The 16646-nt window shown below is 72.5% G+C and carries 13 protein-coding genes and 1 other RNA gene; 10 read left to right on the top strand and 4 right to left on the bottom strand.

Going from position 1 to position 16646, the window contains the following annotated elements; genetic code table 11:
• The first annotated feature begins 21 nt into the window (after positions 1-21).
• The 3 genes from ACWCV9_RS34340 to ssrA all read left to right on the top strand — a co-directional run bounded on the left by ACWCV9_RS34340 (position 22) and on the right by ssrA (position 2220).
• Positions 22-1191 carry a S41 family peptidase gene (locus ACWCV9_RS34340; RefSeq protein WP_450792505.1) on the top strand — a complete coding sequence of 390 codons (1170 nt, stop codon included), beginning with the start codon at positions 22-24 and terminating at the stop codon, positions 1189-1191.
• A 66-nt stretch (positions 1192-1257) separates the two neighbouring features.
• A complete protein-coding gene (gene smpB / locus ACWCV9_RS34335; RefSeq protein WP_450792503.1) occupies positions 1258-1737 on the top strand; it encodes an SsrA-binding protein SmpB in 480 nt (159 codons plus the stop codon).
• Positions 1738-1851: 114 nt separating this feature from the next.
• Positions 1852-2220: a transfer-messenger RNA gene (gene ssrA, locus ACWCV9_RS34330) on the top strand.
• A gap of 90 nt (positions 2221-2310) precedes the next feature.
• On the opposite strand, the gene ACWCV9_RS34325 is transcribed toward ssrA, so the two are convergent.
• The 3 genes from ACWCV9_RS34325 to ACWCV9_RS34315 all read right to left on the bottom strand — a co-directional run bounded on the left by ACWCV9_RS34325 (position 2311) and on the right by ACWCV9_RS34315 (position 6977).
• A complete protein-coding gene (locus tag ACWCV9_RS34325) occupies positions 2311-3318 on the bottom strand; it encodes a LacI family DNA-binding transcriptional regulator (protein WP_450792501.1) in 1008 nt (335 codons plus the stop codon).
• Positions 3318-5567, bottom strand: coding sequence for an alpha-xylosidase (gene yicI / locus ACWCV9_RS34320; protein ID WP_450792500.1), 2250 nt, complete (start codon positions 5565-5567; stop codon positions 3318-3320). Before yicI ends, ACWCV9_RS34325 begins: the two co-directional genes overlap by 1 nt.
• 228 nt (positions 5568-5795) lie before the next feature.
• The gene (locus tag ACWCV9_RS34315; RefSeq protein WP_450792498.1) at positions 5796-6977 is read right to left on the bottom strand and encodes an MFS transporter; all 1182 of its coding nucleotides are present in this window, start codon (positions 6975-6977) and stop codon (positions 5796-5798) included.
• Between the two features lie 100 nt (positions 6978-7077).
• Between ACWCV9_RS34315 and ACWCV9_RS34310 the strand changes: the two genes are divergently transcribed.
• The 3 genes from ACWCV9_RS34310 to ACWCV9_RS34300 all read left to right on the top strand — a co-directional run bounded on the left by ACWCV9_RS34310 (position 7078) and on the right by ACWCV9_RS34300 (position 10859).
• On the top strand, positions 7078-8085 hold the full coding sequence (locus tag ACWCV9_RS34310) for a LysR family transcriptional regulator (protein ID WP_450792496.1): 1008 nt from the start codon (positions 7078-7080) through the stop codon (positions 8083-8085).
• Positions 8086-8194: 109 nt separating this feature from the next.
• Positions 8195-9580 carry a nitrate/nitrite transporter gene (locus ACWCV9_RS34305; protein ID WP_450792494.1) on the top strand — a complete coding sequence of 462 codons (1386 nt, stop codon included), beginning with the start codon at positions 8195-8197 and terminating at the stop codon, positions 9578-9580.
• Between the two features lie 91 nt (positions 9581-9671).
• On the top strand, positions 9672-10859 hold the full coding sequence (locus ACWCV9_RS34300) for a uroporphyrinogen-III synthase (protein ID WP_450792492.1): 1188 nt from the start codon (positions 9672-9674) through the stop codon (positions 10857-10859).
• A gap of 36 nt (positions 10860-10895) precedes the next feature.
• Here the strand turns inward: ACWCV9_RS34300 and ACWCV9_RS34295 are convergent, their stop codons facing one another.
• On the bottom strand, positions 10896-11387 hold the full coding sequence (locus tag ACWCV9_RS34295) for a peptidylprolyl isomerase (protein ID WP_450792491.1): 492 nt from the start codon (positions 11385-11387) through the stop codon (positions 10896-10898).
• A 129-nt stretch (positions 11388-11516) separates the two neighbouring features.
• On the opposite strand from ACWCV9_RS34295, the gene ACWCV9_RS34290 reads away from it, so the two are divergent.
• The 4 genes from ACWCV9_RS34290 to ACWCV9_RS34275 all read left to right on the top strand — a co-directional run bounded on the left by ACWCV9_RS34290 (position 11517) and on the right by ACWCV9_RS34275 (position 16156).
• Complete coding sequence (locus tag ACWCV9_RS34290; RefSeq protein ID WP_450792490.1) at positions 11517-12092, top strand: CGNR zinc finger domain-containing protein; 576 nt, start codon at positions 11517-11519, stop codon at positions 12090-12092.
• Between the two features lie 195 nt (positions 12093-12287).
• On the top strand, positions 12288-12881 hold the full coding sequence (locus ACWCV9_RS34285; protein WP_385847370.1) for a sigma-70 family RNA polymerase sigma factor: 594 nt from the start codon (positions 12288-12290) through the stop codon (positions 12879-12881).
• Between the two features lie 65 nt (positions 12882-12946).
• Entirely contained in the window at positions 12947-13714 is a 768-nt protein-coding gene (locus ACWCV9_RS34280) for an anti-sigma factor family protein (RefSeq protein WP_450792488.1), read from the top strand.
• Positions 13715-13828: 114 nt separating this feature from the next.
• Entirely contained in the window at positions 13829-16156 is a 2328-nt protein-coding gene (locus ACWCV9_RS34275; RefSeq protein ID WP_450792487.1) for a HelD family protein, read from the top strand.
• Positions 16157-16646: the final 490 nt, after the last annotated feature.

The following is a 16646-nucleotide window of genomic DNA, read 5'->3' as shown; positions in this document are numbered from 1 at the left end:
TGTTGTCCTAGACTCACCGCCATGTCAGGCCGCGACCTGTTCTGCCCGCCCCGCCGCACCCGCCGCGGGGCCGCCCTGACCTTGGTCTTCGCCGGCGTCCTGGTCGCCGGCGCCGCGACCGGCTCCTTCCCGGAGTCCGACCGGCCCACCGCCCGGCGCACCACCGCCCACGCCGTGGGGGCGGCGGGGGGCGAGGACGTACGCAAGGCGGCCGCCGCGGCGAAGGCGGCGGGCACCTCCCCGATGGAGGCCGCCGAGCGGGCCGTCAGCCGCAGCGGGGACCGCTGGGGCGCCGTCTACTCGCAGGACGAGTACCAGGAGTTCCAGGAGGCCCTCGACGGCCGCTACACCGGCGTCGGCCTGTGGGCGCGGCGTGAGCGGGACGGCCGGATCGAGGTGACCCGGGTGCAGCCCGGCTCGCCCGCGGCCGCCGCCGGGATCCGCAGGGGCGACCGGCTGCGCAGCGTCGACGGCAGCACGGTCGACGGTCGGCCGGTCACCGAGGTGGTCTCCTTACTGCGCGGCGACACCGACGACGCCCCCGCCGGTACGACCGTCACCCTGGGCCTGCAACGCGGCACGCGCGCGTGGACCGAGACGCTGCACCGGGCCAGGCTCTCCACCGACTCGGTGACCGTGCGCCGGCTGCCCGGCGGGGTCACCGTCATCCGGATCGCCGCGTTCACCAAGGGCGTCGGCAGCGCCGTCCGGGCCGCCGTCCGGTCCGCCCCGGCCGGCGCCGGGATCATCCTCGACCTGCGCGGCAACTCCGGCGGCCTGGTCACCGAGGCGGTGGAGACCGCCTCCGCGTTCCTCGACGGCGGCCTGGTCGCCACCTACGACGTCGACGGCGCCCAGCGCGCCCTGCACGCCGATTCCGGCGGCGACACCGCCCGGCCGCTGGTCACCCTGGTCGACGGCGGCACCATGAGCGCGGCCGAGATGCTCACCGGCGCCCTCCAGGACCGGGGCCGCGCGGTGGTGATCGGCTCCCGCACCTTCGGCAAGGGCTCCGTCCAGATGCCGACCCGGCTGCCCGACGGCGCGGTGGCCGAGCTGACCGTCGGCCACTACCGCACCCCGTCCGGGCGCGCGGTGGACGGCCGGGGCATCACCCCCGACCTGGAGGCGGCCGACGGGGCCGTGCGGCGCGCCGAGACGGTCCTCACCGGGCTCGGCGACCCGTCGTAGCGGCGACGTGCCGTGCGTAATCGGCTGTACTCGCACCCCCTCCCTGGTGCCAAAATGGTCGGCACTATGGCTAAGGAAAAAGGGCGCAAGCTGATCGCGCAGAACAAGAAGGCGCGGCACGACTACCACATCCTCGACACCTACGAGGCCGGTCTGGTCCTCACGGGCACCGAGGTGAAGTCGCTGCGCCAGGGGCGGGCCTCGCTGGTCGACGGCTTCGTGCAGCTGGACGGTCACGAGGCGTGGCTGCACAACGTGCACGTGCCGGAGTACAGCCAGGGCACCTGGACCAACCACAGTGCCCGGCGCAAGCGCAAGCTGCTGCTGCACCGCGTGGAGATCGACAAGCTGGAGGCGAAGTCGCAGGAGACGGGCCACACGATCGTGCCCCTCGCCATGTACTTCAAGGACGGCCGGGCCAAGGTCGAGATCGCGCTGGCCAGGGGCAAGAAGGAGTACGACAAGCGGCAGACGCTGCGTGAGAAGCAGGACCGGCGCGAGGCCGAGCGCGCGATGTCGGCGGTGCGGCGCAAGCAGCGGGCCTAGCGGCGCGACCCGGCGCGACCGGGGGGAATACGCTGGCACGGGTCCGCGTTGTTCCCGTACGATGGTTACAGCACCGGACGCCAGCGCCCGGTGTGCACCTTGAGAAATCAACATGGGGATGATCGGTTTCGACAGCGGCTGTCGAAGCAGGGGAAGCGTGTCGAGGAAGCGGCCATGATCTCGTAAACCACAGGCCGAAAAAAATAATCGCCAACACCAAGCGCGATTCCTTCGCCCTCGCTGCCTAAGTAGCGACTTGCGAAGTGTCAGCCCGGGGCTGTTCCCGACCCGGATCCTGGCATCAGCTAGGGAACTAAACCTTGATCCCGGTCACGGGGTGAAGAGGGAAACCAAACAGTGACTGAGCCCGTCGGCGACTTGTTCGCGTGATCGCCGGGGCCGAGAAAAGCACAGCGAACTGCACACGGAGAAGCCCTGGTTCCGCACCGTTGGACGCGGGTTCGATTCCCGCCATCTCCACCAACCCCTCCCGAGGGGTACCCCATGTGGGCAAGGCCCCGTCGCTCGACAGCGACGGGGCCTTCGTCTTGTCCCCGCCACGGCATGTGCCGCTCACACCGGCCGCGGCGCCGTGCTCGCCCGGTCCGTGAGCCGGGGTACCAGCAGCGTCTCCGCCGGTACGGCGGCGCCCGCCGGCTCGGCGATCAGCAACTCCACCGCCCGCTCGCCCAGTTCGGCCGCGGGCAGGCCGACCGAGGTGACCGGGATATGCGGGGCCGTGGCGGTGTCGGCGGGGCCGATCGCGATGACCGACAGGTCGGCCGGGACCCGCAGGCCGAGCCGTTCGAAGGCGTCGATCAGGAGCCCCAGCACCGCCTCGTTGTGGACCACGACGGCGGTCAGCGCGGGCTGTTCGCGCAGCAGCCGCTCCGCCACCGCGCGGGCCGCCTCCGGGCTCGCCGCGCACGGGCGGACCAGCGAGGCGAGCCCATGGCGGTCGGCGGCGGCGGTGAAGCCGCGCACCACCCGCTGGGCGAACGCGGCCCGCCGTACGCACACCTCCGGCGGCGGGCCGACCAGGGCCACCACCCGGTGCCCCAGCGCCGCCAGCCGCTCCACGCACAGCTCCCCGGCCGCCGCGAAGTCCAGGTCGACGCAGGGAAGCCCGGCCGGCTCGGCGGGCACCCCGAGCAGCACCGTGGGCAGGTCCAGGGCGCGCAGCCGCGGCAACCGGGGGCCGCTCAGCTGCACGTCCATCACGATCAGGGCGTCCACCAGCGCGTTCTTCGCGAACCGGAGCAGCCCGGCCTCGCCCTGGTCCCGGGTGAGGAGCAGCACGTCGTGGCCGTACCGGCGGGCGGTGGTGACGACGGACCCCGCGCAGCCCATCGCCGCCGGGACAGGGACGCCGGGGCGTAACGGCACCATCAGGGCCAGCACCTTCGAGCGGTGGTCGGCCGGGGCGCGGGCGCCGCCGTGCGGGCGGTAGCCCAGCGCGCGCACCGCCTGCTGCACGCGCTGCCGGGTCTCGGCGGAGATCGGCCGCTTGCCGCTGAGCGCGTAGGAGACGGTGCTCGGCGAGACCCCGGCGTACCGGGCCACATCGATGATGCTGACCATCAGCCCAGCTCCAGCGTGAGGAACCCGGTCCCGGCGGGGGCCTCGGCGCACCGGTCCCCGGCCGCCAGCGCCCACGGCCGCACCGGATCGCCGCACGCCGCCCGCAGGGTGTCGCCCTCGCGTACGACGGTGAAGGTCACGTCCCCGACCGGCACCGTCACCCGGGCGCCCCGGGCGAGCCCGTACGCCCGCAGGGTGACCCCGTCGGCATGGTCGTAGTCGGGCCGGTCGGCCACCGCGCCCACCGGGAGCACCGCGCCCGGCCGGACCAGCAGCGGTGCGCTCAGGAAGCCGTGCCGCTCGCGCACCCAGCGCGGACCGGTGACCGTACGGCCGTCCGCGAAGTGGGTCCAGGTGCCGTCGGGCACGTAGTAGGAGACGTCTCCCTCGTCGCTGAAGACCGGGGCGACCAGCAGGTCGGGCCCGAGCATGTACTGGCGCTCCAGATGCGCGCAGCCGGGGTCGTCCGGGAACTCCAGCACCATGGCGCGCATCATCGGCAGCCCCTCGGTGTGGGCGGTGCGGGCGGCCTCGTACAGATAGGGCATCAGCCGCAGCTTGAGCCGGGTGAAGTGGCGCAGCACCGCCACGGACTCCTCGTCGAACAGCCAGGGCACCCGGTAGGAGGAGGAGCCGTGCAGCCGGCTGTGCGAGGAGAGCAGGCCGAAGGCGAGCCACCGTTTGAACAGCTCCGGGCTCGGGGTGCCCTCGAAGCCGCCGATGTCGTGCGACCAGAAGCCGAACCCGGACAGCCCGAGGGAGAGTCCGCCGCGCAGCGACTCGGCCATCGACTCGTAGGTCGACTCGCAGTCCCCGCCCCAGTGCACCGGGAAGCGCTGGCCGCCGGCGGTCGCCGAGCGGGCGAAGACCACCGCCTCCCGCTCCCCGCGGTGTTTGTGCAGCACCTCGAAGACCGTGCGGTTGTACAGCTGGGGGTAGTAGTTGTGCATCCGCTCCGGGTCCGAGCCGTCCGCCCAGGCCACGTCCAGCGGCACCCGCTCGCCGAAGTCGGTCTTGAAGCAGTCGACGCCCTGGTCGAGCAGTGCCTCCAGCTTGGCCGCGTACCAGTCGCGGGCGGCCGGGGAGGTGAAGTCGACCAGTGCCATGCCGGGCTGCCACAGGTCCCACTGCCACACGCTGCCGTCGGGCCGGCGCAGCAGATGCCCGAGCGCCCTGCCCTCGGCGAACAGCGGGGAGCGCTGGGCGATGTACGGGTTGATCCACACGGACACCCGCAGGCCCCGCTCGTGCAGCCGCTCCAGCATGCCCTCCGGGTCCGGGAAGACCCGGTCGTCCCAGGTGAAGTCGCACCACTGGTGCTCGCGCATCCAGAAGCAGTCGAAGTGGAAGACGGACAGCGGCAGTTCGCGTTCCCGCATGCCCTCGATGAAGGAGGTGACCGTCTCCTCGTCGTAGGCGGTGGTGAAGGACGTGGACAGCCACACGCCGAAGGACCAGGCGGGCGGCAGCGCCGGGCGGCCGGTGAGGGCGGTGTACCGGCGCAGGATCTCCCGGGGGCTCGGGCCGTCGATGACGTAGTACGTGAGCTGCTGGGTCTCCGCGCTGAACTGGACCTGGGAGACCGTCTCCGAGCCGACCTCGAAGGAGACCCTGCCGGGGTGGTCCACGAACACGCCGTAGCCCGCGTCGGTGAGGTAGAACGGCACGTTCTTGTAGGCCTGTTCGGTGGCCGTGCCGCCGTCGGCGTTCCAGATGTCGACGGTCTGCCCGTTCTTCACCAGCGGCCCGAACCGCTCGCCCAGCCCGTACACCGAGGTGCCCACCCCGAGCCCCAGCTGCTCGCGCAGGTAGTGGGCGCCGGTCGCGTCCCGCATGACGCCCATGCCCTTGGGCCCGCTGGCGGTGAGGGTGCGGCCGCGGGCCCGGAACTCCATCCGCCACGGCCCGGTCCGGGCGAAGCGCACGGACAGCTCGCCGGAGGTGAGGGCGGCGTGCTCGTCGTCGTACGACAGCTGGGGCGTGTGCTTCTCGGTGTGCACCTCGAACGCGGGGCCGCGCTGCTGCTCGCCCGCGAAGTGGGTGAGGGTGATGCCGATGACGCCGGGCAGGGGGGCGTGCGCGGTGATCGTCAGGACCGGCCCCTTCAGCAGGTCGCCGCGGTGCCGTACGGGCCGGGCCGGCGCGTGCACCGTCAGCGTGCCGTCCCGCGCGGTGACGTCGAGCACCTGCGCCGGATGGGCGGCGGTGACGCCCTCGCGCAGCAGCCAGTAGCCGTCGGTGAACTTCACGCGCGCACCCCTTACGTGGGCCGGACTCGTTCCATGCAGTTCGTGCCGGTCGGTGCCTGTCAGTGCTGGTCGATGTCTGTCGATGCCGTTCGATCCGGCGGTGTGTCGGGGCACCGTGCGCGTCGAAGCGCTTCGACAAAGGACGGTAAGAGGGTGGTGGCGGAAGCGTCAACCGGTCTGTGAGGAATGGCGGAAGCGGTTCGACGCAGGGGTCCCGCGTGCGCCGCTCTACGCCTTCACCGCAGCCCCGACCAGCAGTGCCGTGGCCGCCGCCGCGACCGGGACGAGGAAGCCGGTGCCCGGCGAGGTGTGCTGGGCCGCCCAGCCACCCAGCGCCGAGCCGCAGGCGATGCCGGTGAGCAGGCCGGTCACCATCAGGCTCATGCCCTCGTTGAGCCGGCCGGCCGGGGTGCGCGTCTGCACCAGGGTCATCGTCGTCACCATGGTCGGCGCGGTCGCCATGCCCGCCACCAGCAGCGCCAGCGCGAGCACCGGCAGGGCGCCGGTGAGGCCGGCGGCCGCCCAGGGCAGCGTCATCAGCAGGGCCATCGCCGCCAGGCAGTGCCCCAGCCGCAGCCCGGCCGGTTTCAGCGCCCCGTACAGCAGGCCCGCCGCACAGGAGCCCGCCGCCTGGAGGGCGAGGACGACCCCGGCCGCCGCGCGGTGCCCCTGTGCGTCGGCGTACGCGATGGTGACGACCTCCATCGAACCGAACACCGCCCCGGTGGCCGTGCAGCAGGCCAGCAGCGGCCGGATGCCGGGGGCGCGCAGCGGTGACGGCGTCTTCGCGCGCGCCCGGGGCGGCGGTTCGGTCGCCCGCTGCGCGGTGAACAGCAGCATCCCGGCGAGCAGCAGCACCGCGCCGGTGAGGGTGCCCGCCTCCGGGAAGAACGTGCCGGTCAGAAAGGACGCGAGCACCGGGCCGAGCATGAAGCACAGCTCGTCGGCGGCCTGTTCGAAGGAGTTGGCGGTGTGCAGGGCGTCCGGCTCCCGCTCCAGCAGATGGGCCCAGCGGGCGCGGGACAGGCCGCCGATGTTGGGGGTGGTGGCGGTGAGGGTGTATGCGGCGAACAGGGTCCAGTCGGGGGCGCCGTACCGGACGCACAGCAGCAGGGCGAGGCTGCCGAGCACGGCGACGGCGGTGGCCGGTACGGCGACCCGGGCCTGCCCGTGACGGTCGACGAGCCGGGCGATCCAGGGCCCGGCCAGCGCGGTCGCCGCGAGGCCGGTCGCGGTGACGGCACCGGCGAGGGCGTACGAGCCGCGCGACCCGGCGATCATCACCACCGCGCTGACGCCGAACATGCCCATGGGCAGGCGGGCGAGGAGGTTGCCGGCGGTGAAGGCGCGGGTGCCGGGGCGGGAGAAGAGCCGACGGTAGCCGTGGGCGTGGGATATGAGCGGGGGCATGCGTCCACCCTGGCCGGGAATGGATCAAGGGGTCCAACACCTGCTCGGCGCCGATTCACGCACTGGTGTTGTCAATCACCGTGCTTGTACGTTCTCCGTCATGCCCGACCACATCGATCCCCGACGCCTGCGCGCCTTCGTCACGGTCGCCGAGGAGCTGCACTTCACCCGGGCGGCGGCCCGGCTGTACGTCGCCCAGCAGGCGCTCAGCCGGGATGTACGGCGGCTGGAACGGGAGCTGGGGGCCGAGCTGTTCGTGCGCACCACCCGGCAGGTGACGCTCACGGCGGACGGCGAGCGCCTGCTGCCCCTCGCGCGCGGGGTGCTCGCCGCGCAGGAGGAGCTGCTCGCCGCGTTCCGCCGGCCCCGCCCGCTGCTGGTCGACCTCAACTCGCCGGGCCTGGCCACCGGCCGCCGGGTGCTGCACCGGGCCCGTGAACTCGCCCCGGACTGCGAGCTGATGGCCCGCTACGAGAGCGGACTGACCGGCGCCGCGACCGAACTCCTCGCCGGCCGTCTGGACGTCTCCTTCGGCCGTTTCGCCGGCCTGGACCCGGCACTGCGGTCGGGGCTGGAGCAACAGCCGGTGCGCTACGAGCCGATGGCCGTGATCCTGCCCGAGAGCCATCCCCTCGCCGGGTCGCCGGGGGAGCCGCTGCCGGTGGCGGCGCTGGCCGGGGAGACGGTGTACGCCGGTGCGGGCAACCCGCGCACCCCGGAGTGGACCGATCTGGCCCGCCGGCTCTTCGCCGGGCACGGCATCCGGCTCGCGCCGCCGCAGCCGCTGGCCGTCGGGGAGGAGGAGTTCGAGCGGCTCACGGCCAAGACCGGGCATCCGGTGCTGGCGGTGGTCGACTTTCCGCCACTTCCCCGCACGGTCCGCAGACCGCTCGTCGACCCCGTCCCGCTGTCCCCGGTGTCGCTGGTGTGGCGCAGGGGACTGGTTCACCCCGGGCTGGACGCGCTGCGCGGCGCGGCGGCGGAGATCGCCCGGGCCAAGGGGTGGCTGCGCCGGCCGGCGGACGGCTGGACCCCGGAGGCGGACCGCGCGGTGATGGCCGGCGCCCCCACCGGAGGCGCCCTCACCGGACGTGTCCTCGACGAGTGAGAGCAACGTTCCCTTCCGGTCACCCACAGCCACAGCGCGGAAACGAGCCCTCCCTACCGTCGGCTCAGTCACTATGTGGCAGCAGCCGGAGCAGCACCGTGGAGGCGTGATGACAGACCCATCTCCTACCCGACGCAGCGGCCGCTGGATCGAGCGGTGGGATCCGGAGGACGAGGCATTCTGGAGGGCGACCGGCGCGCGGATCGCGAACCGGAACCTCTGGTTCTCCGTCCTCTCCGAGCACATCGGCTTCTCGGTCTGGACCCTGTGGTCCGTCCTCGTCCTCTTCATGGGCCCCGAGTACGGCCTGACCCCGGCCGACAAGTTCCTGCTGACCTCGATGGTCACGCTCGTCGGCGCGGTCGTCCGGGTGCCCTACACCTTCGCCGTCGCCGTCTTCGGCGGCCGGAACTGGACGATCATCTCGGCCGGCCTGCTGCTCGTACCGACCGTCGCCGCCTTCGCCGTCATGACGCCGGGCACGTCCTTCGGCACGTTCCTGCTGGTCGGCCTGCTGGCCGGGATCGGCGGCGGCAACTTCGCCTCCTCCATGACCAACATCAACGCCTTCTTCCCGCTGCGCAGGAAGGGATGGGCGCTCGGTCTGAACGCGGGCGGCGGCAACGTCGGCGTGGCCGCGATCCAGCTGGTGGCGCTGGCCGTGATCGGGGCGGGCGGCGGTCCGCGCGTGCTGCTCGGCATCTACATCCCGCTGATCGTCGTGGCCGCCTGCTGCGCCGCGCTGTTCATGGACAACCTGGCGACGGTGAAGAACGACACCGGCGCGGCCAAGGACGCGGCGAGGGACGCCCACACCTGGATCATGTCCCTGCTCTACATCGGCACCTTCGGCTCCTTCATCGGCTACAGCTTCGCCTTCGGCCAGGTCCTGACGAACCAGTTCGGCCGCACCCCGCTCCAGGCGACCTATCTGACCTTCATGGGCCCGCTGCTCGGCTCGCTGGTCCGGCCCCTCGGCGGCCGGCTCGCGGACCGGTTCGGCGGCGCGAGGATCACGCTCTGGAACTATGTCGCCATGGCCGCCGCCACCGCCGTCCTGGTCCTCGCGAGCGTGCAGAAGTCGCTGCCGCTGTTCGTCGTCGCGTTCGTCGTGCTCTTCGTGCTCACCGGGACCGGCAACGGCTCGACGTTCAAGATGATCCCGGGCATCTTCCAGAACAAGGCCCTGGCCAAGGGGCTGACCGGGGAGGAGGCCGTGGCGTACGGCCGCCGGCTGTCCGGCGCCTCGATGGGGCTGATCGGCGCGGTCGGCGCGCTCGGCGGCGTCGGCATCAACCTCGCCTTCCGCCAGTCCTTCCTGACCTACGGCTCCGGCACCGGCGCGTTCGTCGCCTTCCTCGCCTACTACGGCGTCTGCTTCGCCGTGACCTGGGCCGTATACCTTCGCCGGCCGGTCGGCCGTACGGCGTCCGCGGCGGCCGCCCCGGAGGCATCCTCGGAGACGAAGGCGCAGCTCAGCTACGCCGACGTGTGACGTAACACCGGTGACATCGAGCCGAACCGAGCCTGTCACGCGCCGTTGACAGGCTCGATTTCGGCCGTGCCGGTCAGCTAGGAGAGGCCCCATGTACGACGAAGAGCAGCACCCCGCGGCTCCCGGAGCGCCCGGAGTCCCCGGCGCCTCGGAGCACGGGCCGCTCGCGGGATTCACCGTGGGCGTCACCGCCGCGCGCCGGGCCGACGAGCTGGGTGCCCTGCTCCAGCGGCGCGGCGCGGCCGTCCTGCACGCGCCCGCCCTGCGCATCGTGCCGCTCGCCGACGACGGTGAACTCCTCGCCGCCACCCAGGAGATCATCGGTAACGCGCCTGACGTGGCGGTGGCCACGACCGCGATCGGCTTCCGCGGCTGGATCGAGGCGGCGGACGGCTGGGGGCTCGGCGAGCAGCTCCTGGGCCGGCTGCGCGGCGTCGAGCTGCTGGCCCGCGGCCCCAAGGTCAAGGGCGCCATACGGGCCGTCGGCCTCACCGAGGAGTGGTCCCCGTCCTCGGAGTCGCTGGCGGAGGTCCTGGACCGCCTGCTGGAGGAGGGCGTGGACGGCCGCCGTATCGCCGTACAGCTGCACGGGGAGCCGCTGCCCGGCTTCGTGGAGTCCCTGCGGGCCGGCGGGGCCGAGGTGGTCCCGGTCCCGGTGTACCGCTGGATGCCGCCGGAGGACCTGGCCCCCCTGGACCGCCTGCTGGACGCGGCGGTCTCCCGCGCGGTGGACGCGCTCACCTTCACGAGCGCCCCCGCGGCAGCCTCCCTGCTCTCCCGGGCGGAGAAGCGGGGGCTGCTGGAGGAGCTGCTGGCCGCCCTCGGCCACGATGTCCTGCCGGCCTGCGTGGGTCCGGTCACGGCCGTTCCGCTCCAGGCGGCGGGCGTGGACACGGTCCAGCCGGAACGCTTCCGCCTCGGCCCCCTGGTGCAGCTGTTGTGCCAGGAACTCCCGTCCCGGGCCAGGGCGCTGCCGGTCGCCGGGCACCGGGTGGAGATCCGCGGCCACGCGGTCCTGGTGGACGGGGCGTTGAAGCCGGTGCCCCCGGCGGGGATGTCCCTGCTGCGGGCGCTGTCCCGGCGGCCGGGCTGGGTGGTGGCCCGGGCGGAGCTGCTGCGTGCCCTGCCCGGCGCGGGCCGCGACGAACACGCCGTGGAGACGGCGATGGCCCGCCTCCGTACGGCCCTGGGCGCGCCGAAGCTGATCCAGACCGTGGTGAAGCGGGGCTACCGGCTCGCCCTGGACCCGGCGACGGACGCGAAGTACGCGGACGTGTGAGCCGGGCCCGGGGCGATCACCGGCACCGGGCGCGGATCAGACCGTGCCCGACTTGGCGATGGTGACCTTCTTGCTCAGCCGGCCGCTCTGCGAGCCCAGCGACTCGATCTGCGTCACCAGGTCCATGCCCTCGACGACCTCGCCGAAGACGACGTGCTTGCCGTCCAGCCACGGGGTGACGACGGTGGTGATGAAGAACTGCGAGCCGTTGGTGTTCTTGCCCGCGTTGGCCATGGACAGCAGGCCGGGCCGGGTGTGCTTGTGGGTGAAGTTCTCGTCCGCGAACTTCTCGCCGTAGATGCTCTTGCCGCCGGTGCCGTCACCGCGCGTGAAGTCACCGCCCTGGAGCATGAACTGGGGGATGACGCGGTGGAAGGAGGAGCCCTCGTAGCCGAAGCCGTGCTCGCCCGTGGCCAGCTCGCGGAAGTTCCGGGCCGTCTTCGGGACGTCCTCGTCGTACAGCTTGAAGACGATCCGGCCGGCGGGCTGGTCGTCGATGGTGATGTCGAAGAATACGTTCTCTGCCATACGGGGATCTTGACATACGGCTCACCCGAGGGCTGAGAGGCCCGGGAAGCGCCGAGGGGTTCCGGCCGTCGCTTCGTAGCGGCACTGTGGGGAGGAGCGGCACGCTTCGGCCGAGGTGGTGACAGGCACATGGCAGTGCGGTTCGATGCCGGGCGGATCTGTCTCGATCTGCTCGCCACCGATCATCCCGTCGAGCGGCTCGACGGTGTCGGCGCGCTGCGCGCATGGATCGCCGGGGCCGGGCTGGTGCCGGCCGGGACCTCGCTGGAGCACGCGGGACCGGGCTGGGTCGGCGAGTTCCGGGCGTTGCGGGAGCAGGTGGGGCGGCTGGTGCGGCCGGTGCCGGAGGAGGAGGCGTCGTACGAAAGCGCCCTCGGGTACGTCAACGCGGCCGCCCGTGCCGCGACCCCCGTGCCGTGCGCGGTGCGCCGGTGCGACGGTTCGCTCGGCCGGGAGCTGGCCGCCCCGCCCGGCTGCGCCGCCCTGCTCGCCCTCCTCGCCCGGGACGCCGTCGAGCTGCTCACCGACCCCGTCGCACGGGCGGCCGTACGGCAGTGTGCGGGGGACGCGTGTCCGCTGGTCTATCTGGACACCTCGCGCGGGCGTCGGCGGCGCTGGTGCTCCAGTGAGGTGTGCGGGAACCGGGAGCGGGTCGCCCGGCACCGGCGCAGGGCCGCCGGCACCTCCGGCCCGGCGGTCGCGTGATCTTCGCGACATCCGCCGGAGGGCCTCCCTCCGGTCGCGTGTCGGAAAAGTGAAGGCGGCGTGGTGGGAATGTGGTGGCATGTCCCGGTCGGCGCGCCGTTTTCGAGGAAACACCCGCCTCCCTTTGAACATCGCGCCACCCCCGTCCGTACGGGTGGGCGAGCGAATGACTGGGGGAACCCCCGGACACCGGAGGTGGGCGTGCGCAAGGATGCGGCCGTGGCCAATGAACGTGGATCGAGGGCCCGACATCGCATGTCCTCACAGCCCTCACAGCCCTCGGAACCTGACGAGGAGCTGATGCGCGCGCTGTACCGGGAGCACGCCGGCCCCTTGCTCGCGTATGTCCTGCGGCTGGTCGCCGGTGACCGGCAGCGGGCCGAGGACGTCGTACAGGAAACGCTCATCCGTGCCTGGAAGAACGCCGGTCAGCTCAATCGGGCGACCGGTTCGGTACGCCCCTGGCTGGTGACGGTCGCGCGTCGCATCGTCATCGACGGCCACCGCAGCCGGCAGGCCCGGCCGCAGGAGGTCGATCCGTCGCCGCTGGAGGTCATCCCCGCGGAGGACGAGATCGACAAGGCGCTGTGGCTGATGACGCTGTCGGACGCACTCGACGACCTGACCCCTGCCCACCGGGAGGTTCTCGTCGAGACGTACTTCAAAGGGCGTACGGTCAATGAGGCGGCCGAGACGCTGGGTATCCCCAGCGGCACGGTGCGCTCCCGGGTGTTCTACGCCCTGCGGTCGATGAAGCTGGCACTGGAAGAGCGGGGGGTGACGGCGTGATGAGCAGCAGCGGATACGGGGGAATGCAGGGATTCGGTGCAGGTGGTCCGGGTATGCCTGGGCCTATGAACCCCAGTTCGGGATCTTCGGTGCCGAACGAGCACGAGACCGTCGGCGCCTACGCCCTCGGGATTCTCGACGACGCCGAGGCAACCGCTTTCGAGGCGCATCTCGCCGGCTGCGAGTGGTGCGCCCAGCAGCTGGACGAGCTGGCCGGCATGGAGCCGATGCTGGCCGCGCTGGCCGACCTGCCCGGCTCCGGCAGCACCCCGGCGATCGGCGAGTCGCTGTCCGCCAGGCCCAGTCCACGGCTGGTGGAGCGGCTGGTCGACGAGGTCGCCGAGCACCGTGCGCGAAAGCGGCGGCGCAGCTTCTACATGGTCGCGGCCGCGGCGGCGCTGATCATCGCCGGACCGCTGGCCGCGGTCGCCGTGAACAGCGGCTCCGACGGGGGCGGACAGGTCGCGGCCTCCTCGCCGCAGACCACCTTCGAGGCCATGCCCGAGAAGAAGTCGGCCACCGACCCGTCGTCCGGCATCAGCGCGACCGTCGGGATGCAGGGCAAGGACTGGGGCACCCAGGCGGTCCTGGAGCTGAAGAACGCCAAGGGCCCGCTCAAGTGCAGCCTGGTGCTCGTCGCCAAGAACGGCCAGCGCGTCACCATGTCCTCCTGGTCCGTCCCGGACTGGGGGTACGGCATCCCCGACGCCAAGGCGGAGCAGGCGAGGAAGCCGCTGTACATCGGCGGGGCCGCGGCCTTCAAGCCCAACGAGATCGACCACTTCGAGGTGGTGACCTTCCAGGGGAAGAAGCTGGTGCAGGTCGGCGCCTAGCGCATTCGCGGCAGGCAGTTCCCCGGGGCGGCCCGGGGAACTGCGCTCCCGTAGCCTTCACAGTCCCTCTTCGCGTACGGTTGACGGCTGCCCAGCACGTCAGAAGGGGGCCCGGTGGCCGCTCAGGTTCAGCAGTCCGCGGTCGGCTCGGTACACGACGCACACGACTCCGTCCGTGACCGAGAGATCAGCGTCGAACAGGAACACCTGGACCGGGTGTACCGGCGGCTCGAGGAGAAGATCCACGAGGCCGAGTTCCTGATGAACGACGCGGCCAAGCGCGGCCAGGTCGGCACCCCGGGCGCGCTCGCCGAGCGGGACGCACAGGTCTTCCGGGCCGGCATCCATCTGAACCGGCTCAACAACGAGTTCGAGGACTTCCTGTTCGGCCGGATCGACCTGCTGCTCGGCAAGGACGGGAAGAAGGGTCCCGACGGGGCCTACACGGCGGTCGAGCCCGCCGAGGGGGCCGTCCGCGAGGACAACACCGCGGACATCGCCGAGACCCTGCACATCGGCCGGATCGGCGTCCTCGACGAGGACTACTCGCCGCTGGTCATCGACTGGCGCGCGCCCGCCGCCGCGCCGTTCTACCGGTCCACGCCCGTGGCGCCGGGACGGGTCGTACGGCGCCGGGTCATCCGGTCCAAGGGGCGCCGGGTGCTCGGCGTCGAGGACGACCTGATGCGCCCCGAGCTGACCGCCTACCTCGACGGCAGCACGCTGCCCGTCATCGGCGACGGCGCCCTGATGGCCGCCCTCGGGCAGGCCCGCAGCCACACCATGCGGGACATCGTCTCCTCCATCCAGGCCGAGCAGGACCTCGTCATCCGCGCGCCCGCCGCGTCCATCACCCAGGTCGAGGGCGGGCCGGGCACCGGCAAGACGGCCGTCGCCCTGCACCGGGCCGCCTATCTGCTCTACCAGGACAGACGGCGGTACGCCGGCGGCATCCTGATCGTCTCCCCGACCCCGCTGCTCGTCGCCTACACCGAGGGCGTGCTGCCCTCGCTCGGCGAGGAGGGCCAGGTCGCCATCCGCGCCATCGGCTCGCTGGTCGACGGGGCCGAGGCGACGCTGTACGACTCCCCGTCCGTGGCCCGCGCCAAGGGCTCGTACCGGATGCTGAAGGTGCTGCGCAAGGCCGCCCGGGGCGCCCTGGAGCTGGGGCCGGCGAGCGGGGAGCCGGCCGCCGGGCCGCCCACCCGGCTGCGGGTCGTCGCCTTCGGACGCCGCCTCGAACTGGAGGCGGCGGAGCTGGAACGTATCCGCCGTACGGCCCTCGGCGGCACCGCGCCGGTCAACCTGCTCCGGCCGCGCGCCCGCAAGCTGCTGCTGGACGCCCTGTGGGCCGCGTCGGGCGCCGCCACCCGGCACACCGACCCGGAGCTGGCCGCCGAGCTGCGCTCCTCCTTCGACGAGGACGTCACCACCGAGGACTCCTTCCTCGCCTTCCTCGACGCCTGGTGGCCCGAGCTGACCCCGAAGGCGGTGCTCGCCGCCATGGCCGACGAGAAGCGGCTCGGCCGCTGGGCCCGGCGGATCCTGAACCCGGGGGAGGTGCGCAAGGTCGCCCGCTCGCTGAAGCGGGACGGCTACTCCGTGCACGACATCGCCATGCTGGACGAGCTCCAGGCGATCCTCGGCGCCCCGGCCCGCCCGAGGAAGCGGCGCGAGCTGGACCCGCTGGACCAGCTCACCGGCCTGGAGGAGCTGATGCCGGTGCGCGAGGAGTCGCAGCGGGAGCGGGCCGAGCGGCTGGCGCAGGAGCGCACCGAGTACGCGCACGTCATCGTGGACGAGGCGCAGGACCTGACCCCGATGCAGTGGCGCATGGTCGGCCGCCGCGGCCGGCACGCCACCTGGACCGTGGTCGGCGACCCCGCCCAGTCCTCCTGGTCCGACCCGGACGAGGCGGCCGAGGCGCGCGACGAGGCCCTCGGCAGCCGGCCCCGGCGCCGCTTCCAGCTCACCGTGAACTACCGCAACCCGGCCGAGATCGCCGAGCTGGCCGCCAAGGTGCTCGCGCTCGCCATGCCGGGCTCCGAGTCGCCCAGCGCCGTACGGTCCACCGGCGTGCAGCCGCGGTTCGCGGTCGTGGGGGAGTCCCTCGCCCGGACCGTGCGGGCCGAGGCGGAGCGGCTGCTGGAGCTGGTGGACGGCACGGTCGGCGTCGTCGTCGCGATGAACCGGCGCGAGGAGGCCCGGCGCTGGCTGGCCGGGCTCGGCGACCGGGTGGTGGCGCTCGGCAGCCTGGAGGCCAAGGGGCTGGAGTACGACGCGACGGTCGTCGTGTCGCCCGCGGAGATCGCCGACGAGTCGCCGGCCGGGCTGCGCGTGCTGTACGTGGCGCTGACCCGGGCGACCCAGCAGCTGACGGTCGTCTCCGGCGAGCGGGACGAGCCGGACGCGGACGGGGTGCCCGACCTGCTGCGGGACTGAACTCCGCGGAGGGGAATGGGCTTCCGGCATCCGTTTGTTAGCCTGGATGCGGCACCGGCTCGATCCAAGCCCCCGGGCCCAACCTTCGTCCCTGCGAGGGACCACTTGCCGCGAGGCGAGCATGGCGGGTCGGTGCCACCTACGTGGAGAGAGGCCCACGTTCTCAACCTTCGGTTGTGACGTGGGTCTCTTTCTTTGTCTGATCGTCTCTCGTATGGTGGAAGTGGTTTTCCGAAACCACCGGGAAACCGCAAGGGAATCGCGCACCCGCCGAGCGGCAGCCGTGAACACAACGTCCGCAATCCTGGACGGCTACCGCGTACTGAGCGGTAGGTGCGACGATCGGACGGCACGATCTCGCGACACGGTGAAAGCAGAGGAAGTCGGCCATGGCAACGGCGCCCAGCGTCTCCTACTCGATGACCATCCGGCTGGAGGTGCCCGCGAGCGGAACGGCCGTCTCGCAGCTCACCACCGCGGTGGAGTCCTC

The organism is Streptomyces sp. NPDC001606 (genome assembly GCF_053596835.1).
This window is presented reverse-complemented; position numbering and strand designations above follow the sequence as displayed.